This is a genomic window from Paracoccus sp. N5, assembly GCF_000371965.1.
Classification (GTDB): Bacteria; Pseudomonadota; Alphaproteobacteria; order Rhodobacterales; family Rhodobacteraceae; genus Paracoccus.
The window spans coordinates 1,996,341-2,013,912 of record NZ_AQUO01000001.1 but is presented as its reverse complement, the minus strand read 5'-3'; the positions used below and the strand labels follow the sequence as shown (position 1 = coordinate 2,013,912).

Sequence of the window (17,572 nt, the reverse complement as noted above, 5' to 3'; positions counted from 1 at the left end):
GCAATGGCTGCATAAAGACCTGAGCAAGCTCGACAAGGTTCTGCTCGTGCTAGGGCGTGTTGACAAAAGGGATTCACCGGGCGCGGTGATCGTGATTCAAGCTGGTATCTGCAATGGAGACCAGCGTGGCACGAAACCTGATGTCGAACGACGAGTGGGCGTTCTTTGAACGCTTCATCCTGGCTGTCCGTTCTCCGAACGGCCGCAAGCCCACGAACCATCGGCTTGTTCTGGATGGGATTTTCTGGATCGCCCGAACGGGGTCGCCCTGGCGCGACCTGCCGGAAGAGTTCGGCAAATGGTCGTCTGTCTATCGGCAGTTCCGGCGCTGGACGTTGGCGGGGCTGTGGGAACAGATCCTGGAGGCGCTGAACGAGAGCCGGATCGTGCCGGATGCGCTGCAGATGATCGACAGCACCGTGGTTCGCGCTCATCATCAGGCAGCGGGCGCAAAAGGGGGACTCCGCGCCAAGGTTTCGGCCGCTCGCGAGGTGGCTTCACGACCAAGATCCATCTGCGGGTCAATGCGGCAGGCCTGCCCATGAGAACCGAGATCACGGCCGGGCAGACATCGGACTACCTCGGCTTCGATCTGGTCATGGCTGACAACCTGCCCGAGCCAAGCGTTCTGCTCGCAGACCGCGGCTACGACTCCGACAACATCCGCAAGACCATGGAGGTGCGCGACGTGGTGCCGGTCATCCCCATGCGCAAAACCCGGAAGCTACGGGTCGCCGTTGACCGCAGGCTCTACCGCCTGCGCAATCTCGTTGAGCGGTGCTTCAACAAGCTCAACAATGCCCGTCGCGTCGCCACCCGCTACGACAAGACCGCCGAAAGCTTCCTGGGCTTCATCGACATCACGTCGATCCGCCTCTGGCTCCGCCATTTGTCAACATGACCTAGCCACACAGGAAAAGCCCGTAGCAGTTTCGAAGATCAACGAACTGGCAGAAGCGGCGGGCTTCCGTGCAATGCGCAAATGGAATGTCTCGGCGACTCTGGGTTCATCCAGAGGTAAGGCCATCCGGACCTCGGGGTTGGGAGCTGACAGATGCTGGCAGGATGCATCTTCGTAGTCTTGGGGTGGCTTCGGCCAGCCCGGCGGTAATGCAAGTTGCGGTAGATCTTCGCAATCACCTGACCAAGATCGACAACCAGCAGACGCGCGAGTTCGTGGAAGAGGCCATCAAGTGCCAAGAGGCAGAGTTGTTTCGGTCTGCCATTGTTATGTCATGGTTGGGCGCGATTGACGTGTTGCAGAGTTATGTTCACCGGCATCACCTCGCCATCTTCAATGCTGAAGCTCTGCGGGTTAACAGCAGATGGAAGCCTGCTGTAACGCAGGACGACATTGGAAAGATGGGCGAGAGCGACTTTCTAGACCGCATCGAAGCACTGTCGATTATTGGCAAGAACGTAAAAGCACAGCTTAAGTCCTGCCTCGACTTGCGGAACGGATGCGGCCACCCAAATACCTTGAAGGTCTCGGTGAACAAGTCCGCCGCACACATCGAAACGCTGCTACAGAACGTATTTGAGAAGTTCTGAGCAGAGTTTTCAGTGCTATAGCTACCATCAGAACAAGGCTCTCCTTAGGACATAACTGTGCTTGGCATTCTTTCACAATTGCCGCTCTGACGGCAGATTTGCTGCTGTTCCCCTTATGCGGGATCCCATGTGCAAAGGGCGACCTTGCCCCGGCAGCCCCCTACTCCCCCTCCCCCGGCTCGTCCGGCACCGCCCCCTCCGGCGTCTCCCCCTGCGCCGCCCCCTCGGTCGGGACCGCCAGCCGGTTGTCCTCCCATTCGCCCGAGGCGACTTCGCCCGTCGCATAGCGCATCACCCCCGCGCCCTGGCGTTTGCCCATGACGAAATGGCCGGTGTAGACGTCGCCATTGGCATAAGTGGCCACGCCCTCGCCGTCGATCTCGCCCTGCTTCCACAGGCCCTCGTAGCGGAAGCCGTCGGGGGCGATCAGCCGACCCTTGCCTTGGCGCAACCCGTCCACGAAGGAGCCGTCATAGGTGGTGCCATCGGCATAGGTCGCCTGGCCCTGGCCGTGGCGCTGGCCGTCGCGCCAGGCGCCGTTGTAGACATAGCCGTCCGGGTAGGTCATGCGGCCCTGCCCCTCGTTCCGGCCGCGCTTGAAGCCGCCCTCGTAGACCAGGCCGTTGGCGTATTTCGCCACGCCCTGGCCCTCGATCACCCCGGCCAGCCAGTCGCCGTCATAGGTGGCGCCGTCGGGATAGGTGATGAGCCCCCGCCCGTCCGGCATGTCGGCCTTCAGCGCACCCTCGTAGACCGAACCGTCCGGATAGGTGATGCGGCCCAGCCCCTCCATCCGGCCCTCGACCCAGTCGCCGGAATAGACATAGCCGTCGGTGCCGGTGAAGGTGCCCACGCCCCAGCGCTTGTCGGCGCGGAAATCGCCCTCGTAGCGGTCGCCGTTGGCGAAGGTGGCGATGCCCTTGCCTTCGCGCTTGCCATTGGCGAAGCGGCCCTCGTAGCTGTCGCCCGAGGGCTGGACCAGCTTGCCCTGCCCCGCCATCTGCCCGGCCGACCAGCCGCCGACATAGGACAGCCCGTCCGGCATGGTCAGCTTGCCCTGGCCGGAACGCTGGTCGGCTTTCATCTCGCCCTCATAGGCGGCGCCGTCGGGATAGGTGATCTTGCCGAAGCCTTCCTTGACGCCGGCCTTCCAGTCGCCCTCGTAGCGATAGCCGTTGGGCTGGGTCAGCACGCCCTTGCCGTCATGCAGCGCGTTGACAAAGCCGCCCTTGTAGATCGAGCCATTGGCGTAATGCGCCTCGCCCTGGCCGGTGATCTGGCCGTCCAGCCAGTCGCCCTCATAGGTGCCGCCGTCGGCATAGGTGATCTTGCCCTTGCCGTTGGGCTTGCCCTTGGCGAAGGCGCCTTCGTAGACCGAGCCGTTGGGGAACTTCGCCACGCCCTGGCCCAGGATCTCGCCCTCGACCCAGTCGCCGGTGTATTCATAGCCCGAGGGCAGGCGATAGGTGCCGCGGCCGTGCTGCTTGCCGTTGCGGAAGGTACCCTCGTAGACGCCGCCGTCGTCATATTGCTTGGTGATGACGGATTGGGCGGCGGCCATGCCGCTGCCGGCCAGGATCATCGCGCATGCGAAAATGGCTGCCTTCATGGACCTGCCTCCGCCTCTTGTTCGTTCTTTCGGCAAGGGTTTACCGCATGGGCCGGCCGGCGCAAAGCCGACTTTTCCTTTGCCGCGCCCTCGCCTATCACAGGGATCAAAGCCGAAGGACGCGCCATGACCGATACGTTCCGCATCACGCTTGCACAGCTGAACCCCACCGTCGGCGATCTGCCGGGCAATGCCGCCAAGGCCCGCGACGCCTGGCAGCAGGCGCGCGCGGCCGGGACCGACATGCTGGTGCTGCCCGAGATGTTCATCACCGGCTATCAGACCCAGGACCTGGTGCTGAAAGCCGCCTTCACCCAGCACGCCATGGCCGAGATCGAGGCGCTGGCCCGCGACTGCGCCGAGGGCCCCACCATCGGCATCGGCGGCCCCTATGCCGAGGGAGACCGGCTCTATAACGCCTATTGGGTCTTGCAGGGCGGCCGGGTCGCCGCCCGCGTGCTGAAGCACGAACTGCCGCACAAGCAGCTGTTCGACGAATGGCGGCTGTTCAACGTCGGGCCGATCTCGGGCCCCTACAGCGTGGGCGGCGTCCGCATCGGCAGCCCGATCTGCGAGGACGCCTGGTGGCCCGAAGTGTCCGAGACCCTGGCCGAGACCGGGGCCGAGATCCTGATCGTGCCGAACGGCAGCCCCTATCACCGGGGCAAGCTGGACCTGCGCATGGGCCACATGGTCGCCCGCGTGGTCGAGACCGACCTGCCGCTGGTCTATCTGAACTCGGTCGGCGGCCAGGACGACCAGCTTTATGACGGCGCGAGCTTCGTGCTGAACCCGGGCAGGACCGGCGGCGCCGACAAGGTCGTGCAACTGGCGCCCTTCGACGAGCGGCTGGTGCATGTCGACTTCACCCGCACGCCCGATGGCTGGCGCGCGGTGCCGGGACCGATGGAGCACCAGCCCGACGAATGGGAACAGGATTACCGCGCCATGACCGAGGGGCTGCGCGACTACATGCGCAAGTCCGGTTTCCGCAAGGTGGTGCTGGGCATGTCGGGCGGCATCGACTCGGCGCTGGTCGCGACCATCGCCTGCGACGCCGTCGGGCCGCAGAACGTGCGCTGCGTGATGCTGCCCAGCGAATACACCTCGCAGGCCAGCCTTGACGATGCCGCCGATGCCGCGACCCGGCTGGGCGCGCGGCTGGATACGGTGCAGATCGAGGGCGCCCGCAACGCGGTCGGCGCGGCGCTGGCGCATCTGATGGAGGGGACGAAACCCGACACCACCGAGGAAAACATCCAGTCCCGGTTGCGCGGCGTGATGCTGATGGCGATCTCGAACAAGTTCGGCGAGCTGCTGCTGACCACCGGCAACAAGTCCGAGGTGGCGGTGGGCTATGCCACGATCTATGGCGACATGGCCGGCGGCTACAACCCGATCAAGGATCTCTACAAGACCCGTGTCTTCGAGACCTGCCGCTGGCGCAACCGCAACCACCGCGACTGGATGAAAGGTCCGGCGGGCGAGGTGATTCCGCCGCAGATCATCACGAAGCCGCCCTCGGCCGAGCTGCGCCCGGACCAGAAGGACCAGGACAGCCTGCCGCCCTATGAGGTGCTGGACGCGATCCTGGAGGGGCTGGTCGAGAAGGACCTGGCGCTGAAGGACCTGGTCGCGCAGGGCTTCGACCCCGAGACGGTGAAGAAGGTCGAGACCCTGCTTTATGGCAGCGAATGGAAGCGCTACCAAGCGGCGCCCGGCCCGCGAATCTCGACCAAGGCCTTCTGGCTGGACCGGCGCTATCCGCTGGTCAACCGCTGGCGCGACCGGCTGTAGGGTCTTGGGTGACGCCACGTCATGCCGGCGCCGGCATGACGTGATTTCCGGCACTGCCCTGATGTTGCGATAAAAAATCTTGCCGATAGCTAAAATCCTGTCGATTTCGACAGGTGTTTAAACTTGCACGCATTCCCTAGCTATCCAGCCGTGCCCCGCGTTGCCTATCCTTGGGGCAGGACGTGATGCAGGACCGGATGTTCCGGGACGCGCATGACCGAATGGTTCACTGGTATCGACCCTCCCCGTCGGAGGGTCTGTTGATGATGAGGGTCTGCTTATGCCGACGACGACGACGATTCGCGTCATTTCCCTGGGCACGCATCGCGATCTGGACAGCAACGAACGCTATCTGGGCGCGGAACGGGCCGGCGAGCTGGTCGGAACCACCTTCGGCAGCGTGGACGAGCCGCTGGCGCGCAGCATCACCGCGGTGACGCTGAACGACGGCAACGGCAACCATTCGATCGGCTTCGACGGCCCGCACGGCAGCCCGCGGAACGAATACGTGCTGCATGACGGCGTGCGCTACAATCTCGACTCGGGCATCATCTATTCCGGCACCGTCACCTATATGGACGGCACGACCGCCAGCAACGTGCCGCTGCGCGTCCTGCAGGCGACCGACGGCACGCTGGCGCTGGTGCCGCCGCCCACCAACGCCTCGCAGGCCGAAATCCAGGGCGTCACCAGCAAGGCGATCCAGTCGATCACCCTGACCCGGGTCATCAACAGCAATTTCAACGGGCTCGACACATCGCGCTATGGGCTGCCCGACCCGACATTCGTCTGCTTCCGCAACGGCACGCTGATCCTGACCGCGCGCGGCAATGTCGCGGTCGAGGATCTGCGCGTCAGCGACATGGTGATGACCCGCGACCACGGGCCGCAGCCGCTGCGCTGGATCGGCTCGAAACAGGTGACGCCGGAGTTGCTGCAGCTGTTCCCGAACATGCGCCCGGTGCGGATCCGCGCAGGCGCGTTGGGGGCCGACCTGCCGACACGCGACCTCTACGTCTCGCAGCAGCACCGCGTCCTGGTCACCTCAAAGATCGCCGAACGGGTGCTGGGCGAGGCCGAGGTTCTGGTCGCCGCCAAGCACCTGACCGAGATCGACGGCATCGAGATCGACGACAGCGCCGAGGCGCTAAGCTATTTCCACCTGCTGTTCGACCGGCACGAGATCGTCTGCTCGGAAGGCGCGCAGACCGAGTCGCTGTTCACCGGCCCCGAGGCGCTGAAGGCCGTGTCACCCGAGGCGCGGGCCGAAATTCTGGCGCTGTTCCCCGAACTGCTGGCCGAGGGCCGGGCGCATGAACCTGCGCGCCGTCTCGGCTCTGGCCGCGAGGGGCGGCAACTCGCGAAGCGCCATTCCGCAAACGGACGCGAGCTGCAAGCGGCGCTGTCGCGCTGAAACTCCAGGCCCCGGGCCACCACATGCCGGGGCCTTTCCCTTCCGCGCCCGCCGCGTTCAGACCAGCACGTCCTGGCGCTGCTGCTGGCCGACGCCGAACACGCGCTTGTAGCGGGCGATTTCCTCGGCCGGGCCGGTGGCCTTCTCGGGGTTGTCCGACAGTTTCACCGTCGGCCGGCCATCCGCCGCCACCGCCTTGCAGACCAGCGAAAACGGCGCCAGCCCGTCGCCCGGCACCAGGCCACGGAAATCGTTGGTCAGCAAGGTGCCCCAGCCGAAGCTGACCTTCACCCGACCGCGGAAGCGCCGGAACAATTCGCGGATCTTGTCCACGTCCAGCCCGTCCGAGAAGATGATCAGCTTGTCGCGCGGATCCTCGCCCCGGTCCTGCCACCAGCGGATCGCCGTCTCGGCCCCCTCGGCCGGGTCGCCGCTGTCGACGCGGATGCCGGTCCAGCCCGCCAGCCAGTCCGGCGCATGCTCCAGGAAACCCCTGGTGCCATAGGTATCGGGTAGGATGATGCGCAGCATGCCGTCATGTTCCTCCTGCCAATCGGCGAGGACGCGATAGGGGGCCTGGCGCAACGCCTCGTCGGTATCGGCCAGCGCGGCATAGACCATGGGCAGTTCGTGGGCATTGGTGCCGATGGCCTCGATGTCGCGGCGCATGGCGATCAGGCAGTTCGAGGTGCCGATGAAGCGTTCGTCGCCCAACCCCTCGACCATGGCCTGCACGCACCAGTCCTGCCACAGGAAGCTGTGCCGCCGCCGGGTGCCGAAATCGGCGATGCGCAGCTCGGGGCCAAGCTCGCGCAGCTGCTCGATCTTTTCCCACAGCCGCGCCATGGCGCGGGCATAGAGCACCTGCAATTCAAAGCGCCCCATGTCCTTCAGCACCGCGCGCGAACGCAGCTCCATGATGATGGCCAGCGCCGGGATCTCCCACAGCATGACCTCGGGCCAGCGGCCTTCGAAGGTCAGCTCATACTGGCCGTCGCGCTTTTCCAGCTGATAGGCGGGCAGGCGCAGGTTCTCGAGGAACTCCATGAAGTCCGGGCGGAACATCTGGCGCTTGCCATAGAAGGTATTGCCACGCAGCCAGGTGCTTTCGCCGCGCGTCAGCGACAGCCCGCGGACATGGTCCAGCTGCTCGCGCAGCTCGCCCTCGTCGATCAACTCGGCCAGGCGGATGGACCTGGTGCGGTTGATCAGGCTGAAGGCGACATGCGTGTCGGGCCGGTTTCGGAAAACCGACTGGCACATCAGCAGCTTGTAGAAGTCGGTGTCGATCAGCGAGCGCACGATCGGGTCGATCTTCCACTTGTGGTTATAGACGCGGGTCGCGATGTCGACCGTCGGTATCATCATGCCAAAGTCACTCCCGCCTGGCGCATCCTCTCGCGGGCTGCCTCGCGCGAGCCGTCCAGGTCGATGGCGCGGGTGGCGTCCTCGATCACCGTGGCGCGAAAACCCAGCCGCGCCGCGTCCATGGCCGACCAGGCGACGCAGAAATCATGCGCCAGGCCGACGAAGGCCAGTTCGGTCAGGTCGCGCTCGCGCAGATAGCCGGCCAGGCCGGTCGCGGTGCGGTGATCGTTCTCGTAAAAGGCGGAATAGCTGTCGATCTGCGGCCGGAAGCCCTTGCGGATCACCAGATCGGCGCAATCGACGGCCAACGCCGGATGGAACCCCGCCCCCGGGCTGCCGATGACGCAATGCGCCGGCCACAGCACCTGCGGGCCATAGGGCATCTCGACCACGGAAAAGGCCGCCGCGCCGGGGTGGTTGTCGGCAAAGCTGGCATGGTCATGCGGGTGCCAGTCCTGGGTCAGCACCACGGCATCGTAATCCGCCATCAGGTCGTTGATCCCTGCCACGATCTCGTCGCCGCCGGCGACGGCCAGCCGGCCCCCCGGGCAGAAATCCAGCTGCATGTCGATGACGATCAAGGCCTTGGCCATGGCTTTGCTCCTGCTTTGACAAAAGTCGTAGGCGGGTGGGCCGGGGGCGTCAATGCCGCAGCTTGATCCGGGCCCCACGCGGCGCTAAGGCCAGGCCATGCTGATCGTCGCCGCGCTTTACCATTTCACCCGCTTCCCCGATCCGGCCGCGCTGAAGGCGCCGCTGGCGAAATGCGCCTGCGCGCATGGCGTCAAGGGCACGCTGCTGCTGGCACCCGAGGGCATCAACGGCACCATCGCCGGCACGCGCGACGGGATCGACGCCGTGCTGGCCCATATCCGCGCCCTGCCCGGCTGCGCCGCCCTGGAATGGAAGGAAAGCCCGGCCGAGACCATGCCCTTTGGCCGCATGAAGGTGCGGCTGAAGCGCGAGATCGTCACCATGGGCCAGCCCGAGGTCGACCCGACCGCCGCCGTCGGGCGCTATGTCGCAGCGTCGGACTGGAACGCGCTGATCAGCGCCCCGGACGTGGCGGTGATCGACACCCGCAACGATTACGAGGTCGAAATCGGCAGCTTTGCCGGCGCCGTCGATCCCGGCACCCGCAGCTTTCGCGACTTCCCGGAATGGTGGCGCCAGAACCGCGACCGCTTTGCCGGCAAGCGCATCGCCATGTTCTGCACCGGCGGCATCCGCTGCGAGAAATCGACCAATTTCCTGCTGGGCGAAGGCGTGCCCGAGGTGTTCCACCTGAAGGGCGGCATCCTGAAATACCTCGAGGAGGTGCCCGAGGCCGAGAGCCTGTGGCAGGGCGAATGCTTCGTCTTCGACAAGCGCGTCAGCATCACCCACGGCTTGCGGCCGGGGCGCCATGGCCTGTGCCACGCCTGCCGCCGGCCCTTGGCGCCCGAGGACCGCACCCGCCCGGAATACGAGGAAGGCGTCAGCTGCCACCGCTGCGCCAGCGAATATTCCGAGGCCGACCGCGCCCGATTCCGTGAACGGCAGCGCCAGGCAGCCCGTGGCGAATGTTTCGGCGAGCCATAGGGCCAGGCGTTCAGCAACATTCGTTTACACCCAGCAACGTGTTGAAAACAATAAAGTTACCCGCTTCACGCCCGCTCAAATCTGCTTGAGCGGCTAAGCCGTTCTTCCTGCGGCATTTCCCGCCGCCGCCCAAGGGGCGCCGGTCACCGGCTGACACTTGTCCGTGCTGCGGCGCCGCAAAAGCTTCCATCCGGCGGGGGTGGTGCTAGGCATGGGGGCCGAGGGATCTGGGCCAGACCGGCCCGTAAGAAATGGAGAACTCACAATGAAAGCAATTGGTTACGCAACCCTTGTCTCGCTGATCGCTGGCGGGGCCTATGCCGGGGGCTATGTCGCCCCGGTGGTCGAGCAGCCCGTGGTTGCCCCGGTCGAGACGATCGCGCCGGCCCCGGTCGGCAACTGGGACGGCTTCTATGCCGGTCTGCAATACGGCAAGGGCTCGGGCGATCTGGGCGACCGCGGCGCGCTGCCGGATTTCGGCGATTTCGACGCCTATGGTCTGCATGCCGGCTACCAGAAGGGCTTCAACAAATTCGTCCTGGGCGGCGAGCTGGACTACAACAAGGTCTCACCCGGCGAGAACTACAGCGACGGCGACATGACCCGGCTGCGGCTGCGCGCCGGCTATGATGCCGGCAAGTTCCTGCCCTATGTCACGCTGGGCGCCGCCAAGCTCGACACCGACGAATTCTCGGACACCGGCATGACCTATGGCCTGGGCGTCGACTACAAGGTCGCCGAGCATTTCACCGTCGGCGCGGAATACACCCGCAACGCCTTCAAGGACGTGCTGCAGGACAGCGCCGGCGTCGACGGCAATGACCTGGACATGGACCTGGTGCAGGTCCGGGCGTCCTACAAGTTCTGACGCCAGGGGGCGGGCGTGCCTTGCGGTGGCGCCCGCCCTGCCCGCTGCTGCCGGCGCATGACCGACAGCCGGCGCAATCGCAGGCTCGTTTTTGCAAATTGCCTTCGCTAGTTTCGGGATGAGACATTCATTCCGACAGGCATTTCATGACGATCTTCATTAACGGCACCGCTGGTAACGACCGGCTGCGGGCCGACAGCCGTTTTCCCTATCGCGAGACCATCGTCATCGACGGCCTGGCCGGCAATGACATATTGACCGGCAGTTTCCTGAACCCGAATGCGCTTTACGGCGGTGCCGGTCGCGACACGCTGGAGGGCGGCGCCGCGACCAATATGCTGGACGGCGGCCTGGGCGACGACGTGCTGCGCGCCTGGCAGGGCACCGCGAACGTGCTGCGCGGCGGCGCCGGCAACGACCTGCTGACCGGCGGCGACCAGGGCAGTCGCCTGGATGGCGGCAGCGGCAGGGACACCATGGCGGGTGGCACGGGCGGTGATGTCTATGTGGTGGACTCCGCGCTGGACCAGATCCGCGAAAGCTATGTGCCCCGCTATCCCGGCGACCCCAATCCGCCCGACCAGGTGCAAAGCTGGATCAGCTGGACGCTGGGCGCCAGGCTGGAAAACCTGGTGCTGCTGGGCAATGGCGACACGAACGGCACCGGCAATGGCCTGGCCAATCTGATCGTCGGCAATGGCGGCAGCAATCTGCTGTTCGGCGCGGCGGGGGCGGATACGCTGGAGGGCGGCCAGGGCCGTGACACGCTGGACGGCGGCGCCGGAGTCGACACGCTGCGGTTTTCCGGCGCCGGGCCGGTGCGGGTGAACCTGGGGCTGAGCGGGCCGCAGGCGACGGGCTACGGCCTCGACAGCATCCGCAATATCGAGAACCTGCTGACCGGCGCCGGCAACGACATCCTGACCGGCAACGCGCTGACCAATACCCTGACCGCCAGTGCGGGAAACGACCGCATCGCCGGCATGGGCGGCCATGACCGCCTGTTCGGCCAGGCCGGCGCCGACCGGCTGCGCGGCGGTCTGGGCAATGACACGCTGCATGGCGGCCCGGGCGCCGACAGCTTCGTCTTCGCCGCCGGCGACGGCGCCGACCGCATCCTGGACTTCGTCGACGGCCAGGACCGCATCGTCATCGAATCCGGGGCCGAGCGCTTTGCCGAGCTGCGCATCACCGACCTGGGCGCGGATGCGCGGATCAGCTTCGGCAATGTGGTGATCGTGCTGGCGAACATCGACCACCACCTGCTGACGGCGCAGGATTTCCTGTTCCTGTGAAGCCGGCCGGCCCCGTCCTGGCTATTTCACCTGGCCCAGCCGGCCGGCCGCGATGGCCGCCATGTTCAGGATGTCGTTCACGGTCGAGCCGGTCGAGCAGATCTGGATCGGCTCGGGCACGCCGGTCAGGATCGGGCCGACCACCGTGGCGCCGGCCATTTCCTGCAAGAGCTTCACCGAGATCGAGGCCGAGTGCCGCGCCGGCACCACCAGCACGTTCGCCGGCCCGGTCAGGCGCGAGAACGGGTATTTCGCCGCCTGCGACGGGTTCAGCGCCACGTCCACGGTCATCTCGCCCTCATATTCGAAATCGACCTTGCGGGCGTCCAGCACCTCGGTGGCATGCGCCATCTTCACCGCGCGCTCGCTGACCGGATAGCCGAAGTTCGAGAAGGACAGGAACGCCACGCGCGGCTCGATCCCCAGGCCGCGCGCGACATGGGCGCCGCGGGTGGCGATATCGGCCAGGTCCTCGGCCTCGGGCCATTCGTGGACCAGCGTGTCGCCGATCAGGATCACGCGACCGTTGTGCAGGACCGTGGTGATGCCCACCGCGCCCGCCGCCGGGGTCACGTCGAAGACCATGCCGATCTGCGCCAGCACATGCGCGTTCTTGCGCGTCGCGCCGGTCACCAGCCCGTCGCCATGGCCATGCGCCAGCATCAGCGCGGCAAAGACATGCCGGTCGCGGTTCGCGAGCTTGGCCGCATCCTCGCGGTCATAGCCCTTGCGCTGCAGCCGGGCATAGAGCGTCTCGTGATACTGGTCGAGATGGCGCGAATTGCCGGCGTTGACCACGGTGATCTCGCGCGCGGCGTCGCCCAGGCCGGCGGCGTCCAGCTTTTCCTTCACATCGGCCTCGCGCCCGACGACGATGGACTGGCCCATGCCGCCGCGTTGCCAGGCGATGGCGGCGCGCAGCACGCGCGGGTCGTCGCCCTCGGCAAAGATCATCCGGGCCTGGGCCTGGCGGGCGCGAGCGTGGATGCCTTGCAGGATCGCCGCGGTCGGGTCCATGCGCGCCTTCAGCGACTGGACATAGCCCTCCATGTCGATGATCGGGCGGCGGGCGACGCCGGTGTCCATGCCCGCCTTGGCGACCGCCGGGGGAATGACGTGGATCAGCCGCGGGTCGAAGGGCGTCGGGATGATGTAGTCGCGGCCGAATTGCAGCTTGCGGCCATAGGCCACGGCGACCTCGTCCGGCACGTCCTCGCGCGCGAGCTTCGCCAGGGCTTCGGCGCAGGCGATCTTCATCTCGTCGTTGATGGCGCGGGCGTGGATGTCCAGCGCGCCGCGGAACAGATAGGGAAAGCCCAGGACGTTGTTGACCTGGTTCGGGTAATCCGAGCGGCCGGTGGCGACGATGGCATCGGGACGCACGGCATGCGCCTCTTCCGGGGTGATCTCGGGATCGGGGTTCGCCATGGCGAAGATGACCGGGTTCTCGGCCATCGAGGCCACCATGTCCTGCGTCACCGCCCCCTTGGCCGAAACGCCCAGGAACACGTCGGCGCCCTTCATCGCGTCTTCCAGCGTGCGGGCCTCGGTCACGACCGCATGGGCCGATTTCCACTGGTTCATGCCCTCGGTGCGGCCCTGCCAGATCACGCCCTTGGTGTCGCACATGATGCAGTTCTCATGCCGCGCACCCATGGATTTCAGCAGTTCCAGGCAGGCGATGCCCGCCGCGCCGGCGCCGTTCAGGACGATGCGCACATCCTCGATCTTCTTGCCCGACAGTTCCAGCGCATTCAGCAGGCCCGCGGCGCAGATCACCGCCGTGCCGTGCTGGTCGTCGTGGAACACCGGGATGTCCATCAGTTCCTTCAGGCGCTGCTCGATGATGAAGCATTCCGGCGCCTTGATGTCCTCGAGGTTGATGCCGCCGAAGGTCGGACCCATCAGCCGCACGGCGTTGATGATCTCGTCCGGGTCTTCGGTGTCCAGCTCGATGTCGATGGCATTCACGTCGGCGAAGCGCTTGAACAGCACCGCCTTGCCCTCCATCACCGGCTTCGAGGCCAGTGCGCCGAGGTTCCCCAGCCCCAGGATCGCGGTGCCGTTCGAGATCACCGCGACCATGTTGCCCTTGACGGTATAGTCATAGGCGGTCTCGGGGCGTTCGGCGATGGCCTCGACCGGGACGGCGACGCCGGGGGAATAGGCAAGCGACAGGTCGCGCTGGGTCGCCATCGGGGTCGAGGCCACGATGTCGTATTTGCCCGGCCGGGGCTCCAGGTGATAGGCCAGAGCCTCTTCCCGCGTGATGCGGGACTTGCGCGGGGTGTTGTCGTCGCTCATCCGGTCCTCCTCGTGGCGTGGCCTATGCCATAGCGCCCGGGCCACGGCGACCGGAAGGGGTAAAATGCTTGAAGCTGACCCTAGGGATGCATGGCAGCCGCGATGACCTGCTCGTGCCCGGTCAGCGCCGCCGCAATCGCCGTCAGCGCGATCAGCGCCGCGATGGCGTCATGGCGCGGATCCCAGCAGCCGTGCCGGCGCGCAAGCCAGACCGTGACCGGATAGCACAGGATCTGCGACAGCCCCTGCCCGATCAGCAGCCCCGGCAGGCCATAGAACCAGGCCCCGGTCGCGACCAGCGTGAAATAGATCGCCGCCCGCAGCGACTGCATCACGAAGAAGCCGCGCGAATCCCCGGCGGCCAGCGCCGAGAATTCATAGCTGATCGGGATCACCTGCAGCATCTGGATACAGGCGATGGCGACCAGGATGCCGCCCGCCGCCGCATAGCGCGGATCGTAAAGCAGCCCGACCAGCGGCGGTCCGGCCCAGGCCAGCACCACCGCCGCGACCAACAGCAGCGCGGACAGGCCGGCGCGGGTGCGGGCCAGGATGCGCGCGTTCTCGCGGCTCTCGGCCGGCGGATGCTGGCGATACATCGGGATGAACAGCCGGCTGGCGATGGAATTGCCCAGCATCATCGGCACCGTCGCCAGGAACAGGCCGATGTTGTAGATGCCGAGCTGGTGCAGCGTCAGCACCCGGCCCAGGATGATGCGGTCGCCCTGGAACAGCAGGAAGCCGCAGATGGTGCTGAAGAAGATCCACTTGCCGAAATGCATCACCTCGGCGCGGGCCTCGGGCTCCAGCCGGAAGCGGTTGCGGTGGCCGGGCAGGAACAGGCGGAACATCAGGAGCTGCGCGAAGGCGCCCAGCACATTGCCCCAGACCAGCGCCCAGACCGAATTCAGGATCAGCGCCGCCGCGATGGTGATCAGGATGCCGATCAGCTGGTTGCCAAGCTCGATCACCGTCAGCCGGCCCAGCTGCAGGTGGCGGGCGGCGCTGTCGATGCGGGTGGGCAGGAAGCCGCCCACGATCATCGAGGTGGCCGCGACCGGGAACACCCAGCCGAACAGCGGCGCGTCGTAGAACAGCGACAGCGGCCAGGCCATCGCCATCGCGGCCAGGAAGATCAGGAAGCCGCGCAGGATCTTCAGCGTCCAGATCGTGTCCAGGAAATCCGGGTCGTCGCCGCGCTTGCTTTGCATGATCGACGGGCCGAAGCCCATGTCGCTGAACATGCTGAGCCCGATCAGGAAGCTGGTGACCAGCGCCATCAACCCGAAATCGTCCGGGCTGAGGATGCGGGTCAGGATCAGGTTCGAGCCCAGCCGCATGATCTGGCCCAGGCCGAAATTGGCCATGGACCAGGCGCTGCTGCCCAGGGCGCGCGAGGCCAGCGTCTTGCGCGCCGGTTCGGAGGTGGCGGCGTCGCTCATCAGCCCATCCCGTCGGTCGGCGTCGGCACGACGCCCGGCGAGGGCAGGCCGGGGATCTTGCCCAGCAGCCACAGCGCCACCAGCGCGCCCACCACCAGCAGCACGACCAGATAGACCTGCCGCAGCCGGCGGGCGTGCAGGTCTTCGGGCGACAGCCGATAGGGCAGCGCGATCACCGGCCGGGTGCCGGTCGCGCGGGCGAATTGCGTGGTGCGGCGCAGCACCGGGTTCAGCAGTTCAAGCACGAAGGCCACCATCATCGCCAGCGCGAAGCTGCCGCCGACGCCCATCACCGCGCTTTTCTTGCGGTTCGACAGCGCCGGATATTCCGGCGGCAGGGCGCGCTCCAGCAGCACGAAACGCTCGGTCTGGTCGTTTTCCATCAGCTGCTGCTGGGTCTCGACCTGCGCCAGCTGGCGCGAGATCTCGTTATAGCGGTCCTGCAGGCGGCGCTGCTCGCGCTGCATCGCCTCGAGCTCGCGCGTGACCTGCGGCACGCGGGCGCGGGCGCGGTCGATCTCGATGCGGCGGGCCTCGAAACCGGCCTTCTGCTGGTTCAGCTGCTGCAATTGCGCGTCGATCAGCTCGGCCTGGCGGCGCACCACGTCCGAGCCGCCCGAGCCGCCGCCGCTGTTCAGCCGCTGCAGGTTGTCCTCGAGCCGCTTGATCTCGGGGTGATCGGCGGCCAGCGTGCGCCGGGCCTGCGCCAGCTCGATCTCGGCCGAGCGGATCTGCTGCACCAGCGAGGCCGAGGGCCGGGCATCGGCGCCGGCGCCCGCCTCGAGCGACAGCCGCTCGCGTTGCAGGTCCATGATACTGCTGTTCAGCGTGGTTTCCATCTCGCTCAACTGGGCGAGCTCGGTCTGCAGGAAGGTCTGCGAGCTGGGCAGCGCGTCCTCGTTGCGGGCGCTGTATTCGACGACCTTGCGTTCCTGCGCCGAAAGCTGCTCGTTCAGCCGCGCCTCTTCGCCGCGCAGGTAGTCCTGCGATTCCAGGATGCGGGCCTTGCGGTTCTCGCGGTCGCGGTTGACGACGCTGTCGGCGAAGTCATTGGCGATGGCGGCGGCCATGTTGGCCGTCTCGGCCTGCGAGGTGATGACGATGGCGGCCAGCGCCAGCCGCGAATCGACCGAGACGCCGGGCGCGGTGATGCTTTCGATCCGGGTCGAGTTGCGCAGCGCCACCAGCTTTTCCGTCTCGCTGAGGCCGGGCGTGTCGGCGAAAAGCCCCAGCCGCTGGATCACGTCGCGCAGGTTGGCGCGCGCCATCAACCGCTGCTCGATCAGCTGCACCCGGCGCGAGGCGGGCAGCGAACTGTCGGCGCCCTGGTCCATCACCGCCGGCATGTCGAGCTGGATCACCGCCGAAGCCTGGTAGACCCGCGGCGAGGAGACGATCAGATAGAACGACACCAGCACGCCCAGGACCATGATCGTCATGACCAGCGGCAGCCGCCGCCAGACCATCGAGATCAGATCCTGCAAGGATTGAATCGGTCCCAAAATCCTGAACCCTTAAAGCAAACTCATGAAATCAATCTTCGGATTTGTTCAGCACCACGCCCATCACGGGCGGCATGCCGACCAGCAGCCGCTCGGCCTCGGTCATATGGGCGGCGGTGCCCTTGCGGCCGTCGGCGACCAGCAGCAGTGCATCGGCCAGCGGCAGCGCGGCCAGGGCCGCGTCCTCGCCCAAGAGCGGCGCGGTGTCCAGGATCGCGATCTCGCTCGGATGGCGCTCGTGCAGGCGCTGCATGGCCTGGACCAGCGTCTCGTCCTGCAACAGCTCGGCGGCGCCGGGCTCGGCGCGTTCGGGGGCCAGCACGGCCAGGTTCGGCGCCTCGTCCACCCGCGACAGCAGCATGTCGAGTTCGCCGCTGTCGCGCAGCACCGGGGCCAGGGCGCCGCAGCCCGGCACGCCCAGTTCCCGCGCCACGCTGGGCGTGCCGAGATCCAGGTCGAGCAACGCCACCTTGGTGTGGGGCTGGCGCGCCAGGGCCAGCGCCAGATGCACCGCGACATAGGTGCCGCCGGCGCCCGGCGTCACCGGCACCACGGCGAGCTTGCTCCAGCCGCGGCTGCGCATCTCTTGCAGGATGCGGGTGCGCAGCAGCGAAAAGCGCTGCGCGATGATGCGGGCATGTTTCGCGTCCGAGGCCGCCAGCGCCGCCTCGCGCCGGACGAACCGGCTCGAGACCTTGCCGCGCGTGTCGGACAAAGCCTCGTCTTCCGGCGACCTGTCCGGGCTGTTTCCTGTCGCGGGCTTCAAACCTGTGGCCCCTCTGCCTCTGGTGGAACGCGGCCGCTCCTGGCTGCGCCGCCTGCCGTGACTTTCATGGCAGCA

General features: G+C 66.6%; 14 protein-coding genes and 1 pseudogene. 8 read left to right on the top strand and 7 right to left on the bottom strand.

Going from position 1 to position 17,572, the window contains the following annotated elements; all coding sequences use genetic code 11:
- Nucleotides 1-113: 113 nt before the first annotated feature.
- From PARN5_RS24850 to PARN5_RS0110090, 3 genes and pseudogenes are all read left to right on the top strand, one after another.
- Nucleotides 114-401: pseudogene (locus PARN5_RS24850) on the top strand (transposase); the annotation flags it as partial.
- Nucleotides 299-901, top strand: a complete 603-nt coding sequence (locus PARN5_RS23430; protein ID WP_232419300.1) for an IS5 family transposase — start codon at nt 299-301, stop codon at nt 899-901. The pseudogene PARN5_RS24850 and the gene PARN5_RS23430, both read left to right, overlap by 103 nt.
- A 164-nt stretch (nt 902-1,065) precedes the next feature.
- The gene (locus tag PARN5_RS0110090; protein WP_051070984.1) at nt 1,066-1,551 is read left to right on the top strand and encodes a hypothetical protein; all 486 of its coding nucleotides are present in this window, start codon (nt 1,066-1,068) and stop codon (nt 1,549-1,551) included.
- 160 nt (nt 1,552-1,711) lie between these two features.
- Here the strand turns inward: PARN5_RS0110090 and PARN5_RS21915 are convergent, their stop codons facing one another.
- Nucleotides 1,712-3,160 (bottom strand): 2-isopropylmalate synthase, encoded by a 1,449-nt coding sequence (locus PARN5_RS21915; RefSeq protein ID WP_017999653.1) that lies wholly within the window; start codon nt 3,158-3,160, stop codon nt 1,712-1,714.
- Between the two features lie 126 nt (nt 3,161-3,286).
- Here PARN5_RS21915 and PARN5_RS0110080 point away from each other — a divergent pair, with 126 nt between their 5' ends.
- Both PARN5_RS0110080 and PARN5_RS22845 read left to right on the top strand, forming a co-directional pair.
- Complete coding sequence (locus PARN5_RS0110080) at nt 3,287-4,957, top strand: NAD+ synthase (RefSeq protein WP_017999652.1); 1,671 nt, start codon at nt 3,287-3,289, stop codon at nt 4,955-4,957.
- Nucleotides 4,958-5,237: 280 nt separating this feature from the next.
- Entirely contained in the window at nt 5,238-6,371 is a 1,134-nt protein-coding gene (locus PARN5_RS22845) for a Hint domain-containing protein (RefSeq protein WP_017999651.1), read from the top strand.
- A gap of 57 nt (nt 6,372-6,428) precedes the next feature.
- Here the strand turns inward: PARN5_RS22845 and pncB are convergent, their stop codons facing one another.
- Nucleotides 6,429-7,736: a nicotinate phosphoribosyltransferase gene (pncB, locus tag PARN5_RS0110070; RefSeq protein ID WP_036744845.1), complete on the bottom strand. Its 1,308-nt coding sequence runs from the start codon at nt 7,734-7,736 to the stop codon at nt 6,429-6,431.
- Complete coding sequence (gene pncA, locus PARN5_RS0110065) at nt 7,736-8,332, bottom strand: bifunctional nicotinamidase/pyrazinamidase (protein ID WP_017999649.1); 597 nt, start codon at nt 8,330-8,332, stop codon at nt 7,736-7,738. The genes pncB and pncA overlap by 1 nt, the downstream gene beginning before the upstream one ends.
- A gap of 97 nt (nt 8,333-8,429) precedes the next feature.
- Here pncA and PARN5_RS0110060 point away from each other — a divergent pair, with 97 nt between their 5' ends.
- The 3 genes from PARN5_RS0110060 (at nt 8,430) to PARN5_RS21905 (ending at nt 11,483) form a co-directional block, all read left to right on the top strand.
- A complete protein-coding gene (locus tag PARN5_RS0110060; RefSeq protein WP_017999648.1) occupies nt 8,430-9,320 on the top strand; it encodes a rhodanese-related sulfurtransferase in 891 nt (296 codons plus the stop codon).
- Nucleotides 9,321-9,585: 265 nt separating this feature from the next.
- Entirely contained in the window at nt 9,586-10,188 is a 603-nt protein-coding gene (locus PARN5_RS0110055; protein ID WP_017999647.1) for a porin family protein, read from the top strand.
- A gap of 146 nt (nt 10,189-10,334) precedes the next feature.
- On the top strand, nt 10,335-11,483 hold the full coding sequence (locus PARN5_RS21905) for a calcium-binding protein (RefSeq protein WP_017999646.1): 1,149 nt from the start codon (nt 10,335-10,337) through the stop codon (nt 11,481-11,483).
- Between the two features lie 21 nt (nt 11,484-11,504).
- Here the strand turns inward: PARN5_RS21905 and PARN5_RS0110045 are convergent, their stop codons facing one another.
- From PARN5_RS0110045 to PARN5_RS0110030, 4 genes are all read right to left on the bottom strand, one after another.
- Nucleotides 11,505-13,787, bottom strand: a complete 2,283-nt coding sequence (locus PARN5_RS0110045) for an NADP-dependent malic enzyme (RefSeq protein WP_017999645.1) — start codon at nt 13,785-13,787, stop codon at nt 11,505-11,507.
- Nucleotides 13,788-13,867: 80 nt separating this feature from the next.
- Entirely contained in the window at nt 13,868-15,229 is a 1,362-nt protein-coding gene (locus PARN5_RS0110040) for an oligosaccharide flippase family protein (RefSeq protein ID WP_017999644.1), read from the bottom strand.
- The gene (locus tag PARN5_RS0110035; RefSeq protein WP_017999643.1) at nt 15,229-16,713 is read right to left on the bottom strand and encodes an LPS biosynthesis protein; all 1,485 of its coding nucleotides are present in this window, start codon (nt 16,711-16,713) and stop codon (nt 15,229-15,231) included. The genes PARN5_RS0110040 and PARN5_RS0110035 overlap by 1 nt, the downstream gene beginning before the upstream one ends.
- Before the next feature lie 49 nt (nt 16,714-16,762).
- Entirely contained in the window at nt 16,763-17,446 is a 684-nt protein-coding gene (locus PARN5_RS0110030; RefSeq protein WP_017999642.1) for a chromosome partitioning protein, read from the bottom strand.
- Nucleotides 17,447-17,572: the final 126 nt, after the last annotated feature.

What these genes read in the sequence shown, in the direction of transcription:
- pncB (WP_036744845.1), bottom strand. Translation starts at nt 7,736, where the DNA reads ATGATACCGACGGTCGACATCGCGACCCGCGTCTATAACCACAAGTGG.
- PARN5_RS23430 (WP_232419300.1), top strand. Translation starts at nt 299, where the DNA reads ATGGTCGTCTGTCTATCGGCAGTTCCGGCGCTGGACGTTGGCGGGGCT.
- PARN5_RS0110045 (WP_017999645.1), bottom strand. Translation starts at nt 13,787, where the DNA reads ATGAGCGACGACAACACCCCGCGCAAGTCCCGCATCACGCGGGAAGAG.
- PARN5_RS21915 (WP_017999653.1), bottom strand. Translation starts at nt 3,160, where the DNA reads ATGAAGGCAGCCATTTTCGCATGCGCGATGATCCTGGCCGGCAGCGGC.
- PARN5_RS0110055 (WP_017999647.1), top strand. Translation starts at nt 9,586, where the DNA reads ATGAAAGCAATTGGTTACGCAACCCTTGTCTCGCTGATCGCTGGCGGG.
- pncA (WP_017999649.1), bottom strand. Translation starts at nt 8,332, where the DNA reads ATGGCCAAGGCCTTGATCGTCATCGACATGCAGCTGGATTTCTGCCCG.
- PARN5_RS0110060 (WP_017999648.1), top strand. Translation starts at nt 8,430, where the DNA reads ATGCTGATCGTCGCCGCGCTTTACCATTTCACCCGCTTCCCCGATCCG.
- PARN5_RS22845 (WP_017999651.1), top strand. Translation starts at nt 5,238, where the DNA reads ATGCCGACGACGACGACGATTCGCGTCATTTCCCTGGGCACGCATCGC.
- PARN5_RS0110040 (WP_017999644.1), bottom strand. Translation starts at nt 15,229, where the DNA reads ATGAGCGACGCCGCCACCTCCGAACCGGCGCGCAAGACGCTGGCCTCG.
- PARN5_RS0110080 (WP_017999652.1), top strand. Translation starts at nt 3,287, where the DNA reads ATGACCGATACGTTCCGCATCACGCTTGCACAGCTGAACCCCACCGTC.
- PARN5_RS0110090 (WP_051070984.1), top strand. Translation starts at nt 1,066, where the DNA reads ATGCATCTTCGTAGTCTTGGGGTGGCTTCGGCCAGCCCGGCGGTAATG.
- PARN5_RS21905 (WP_017999646.1), top strand. Translation starts at nt 10,335, where the DNA reads ATGACGATCTTCATTAACGGCACCGCTGGTAACGACCGGCTGCGGGCC.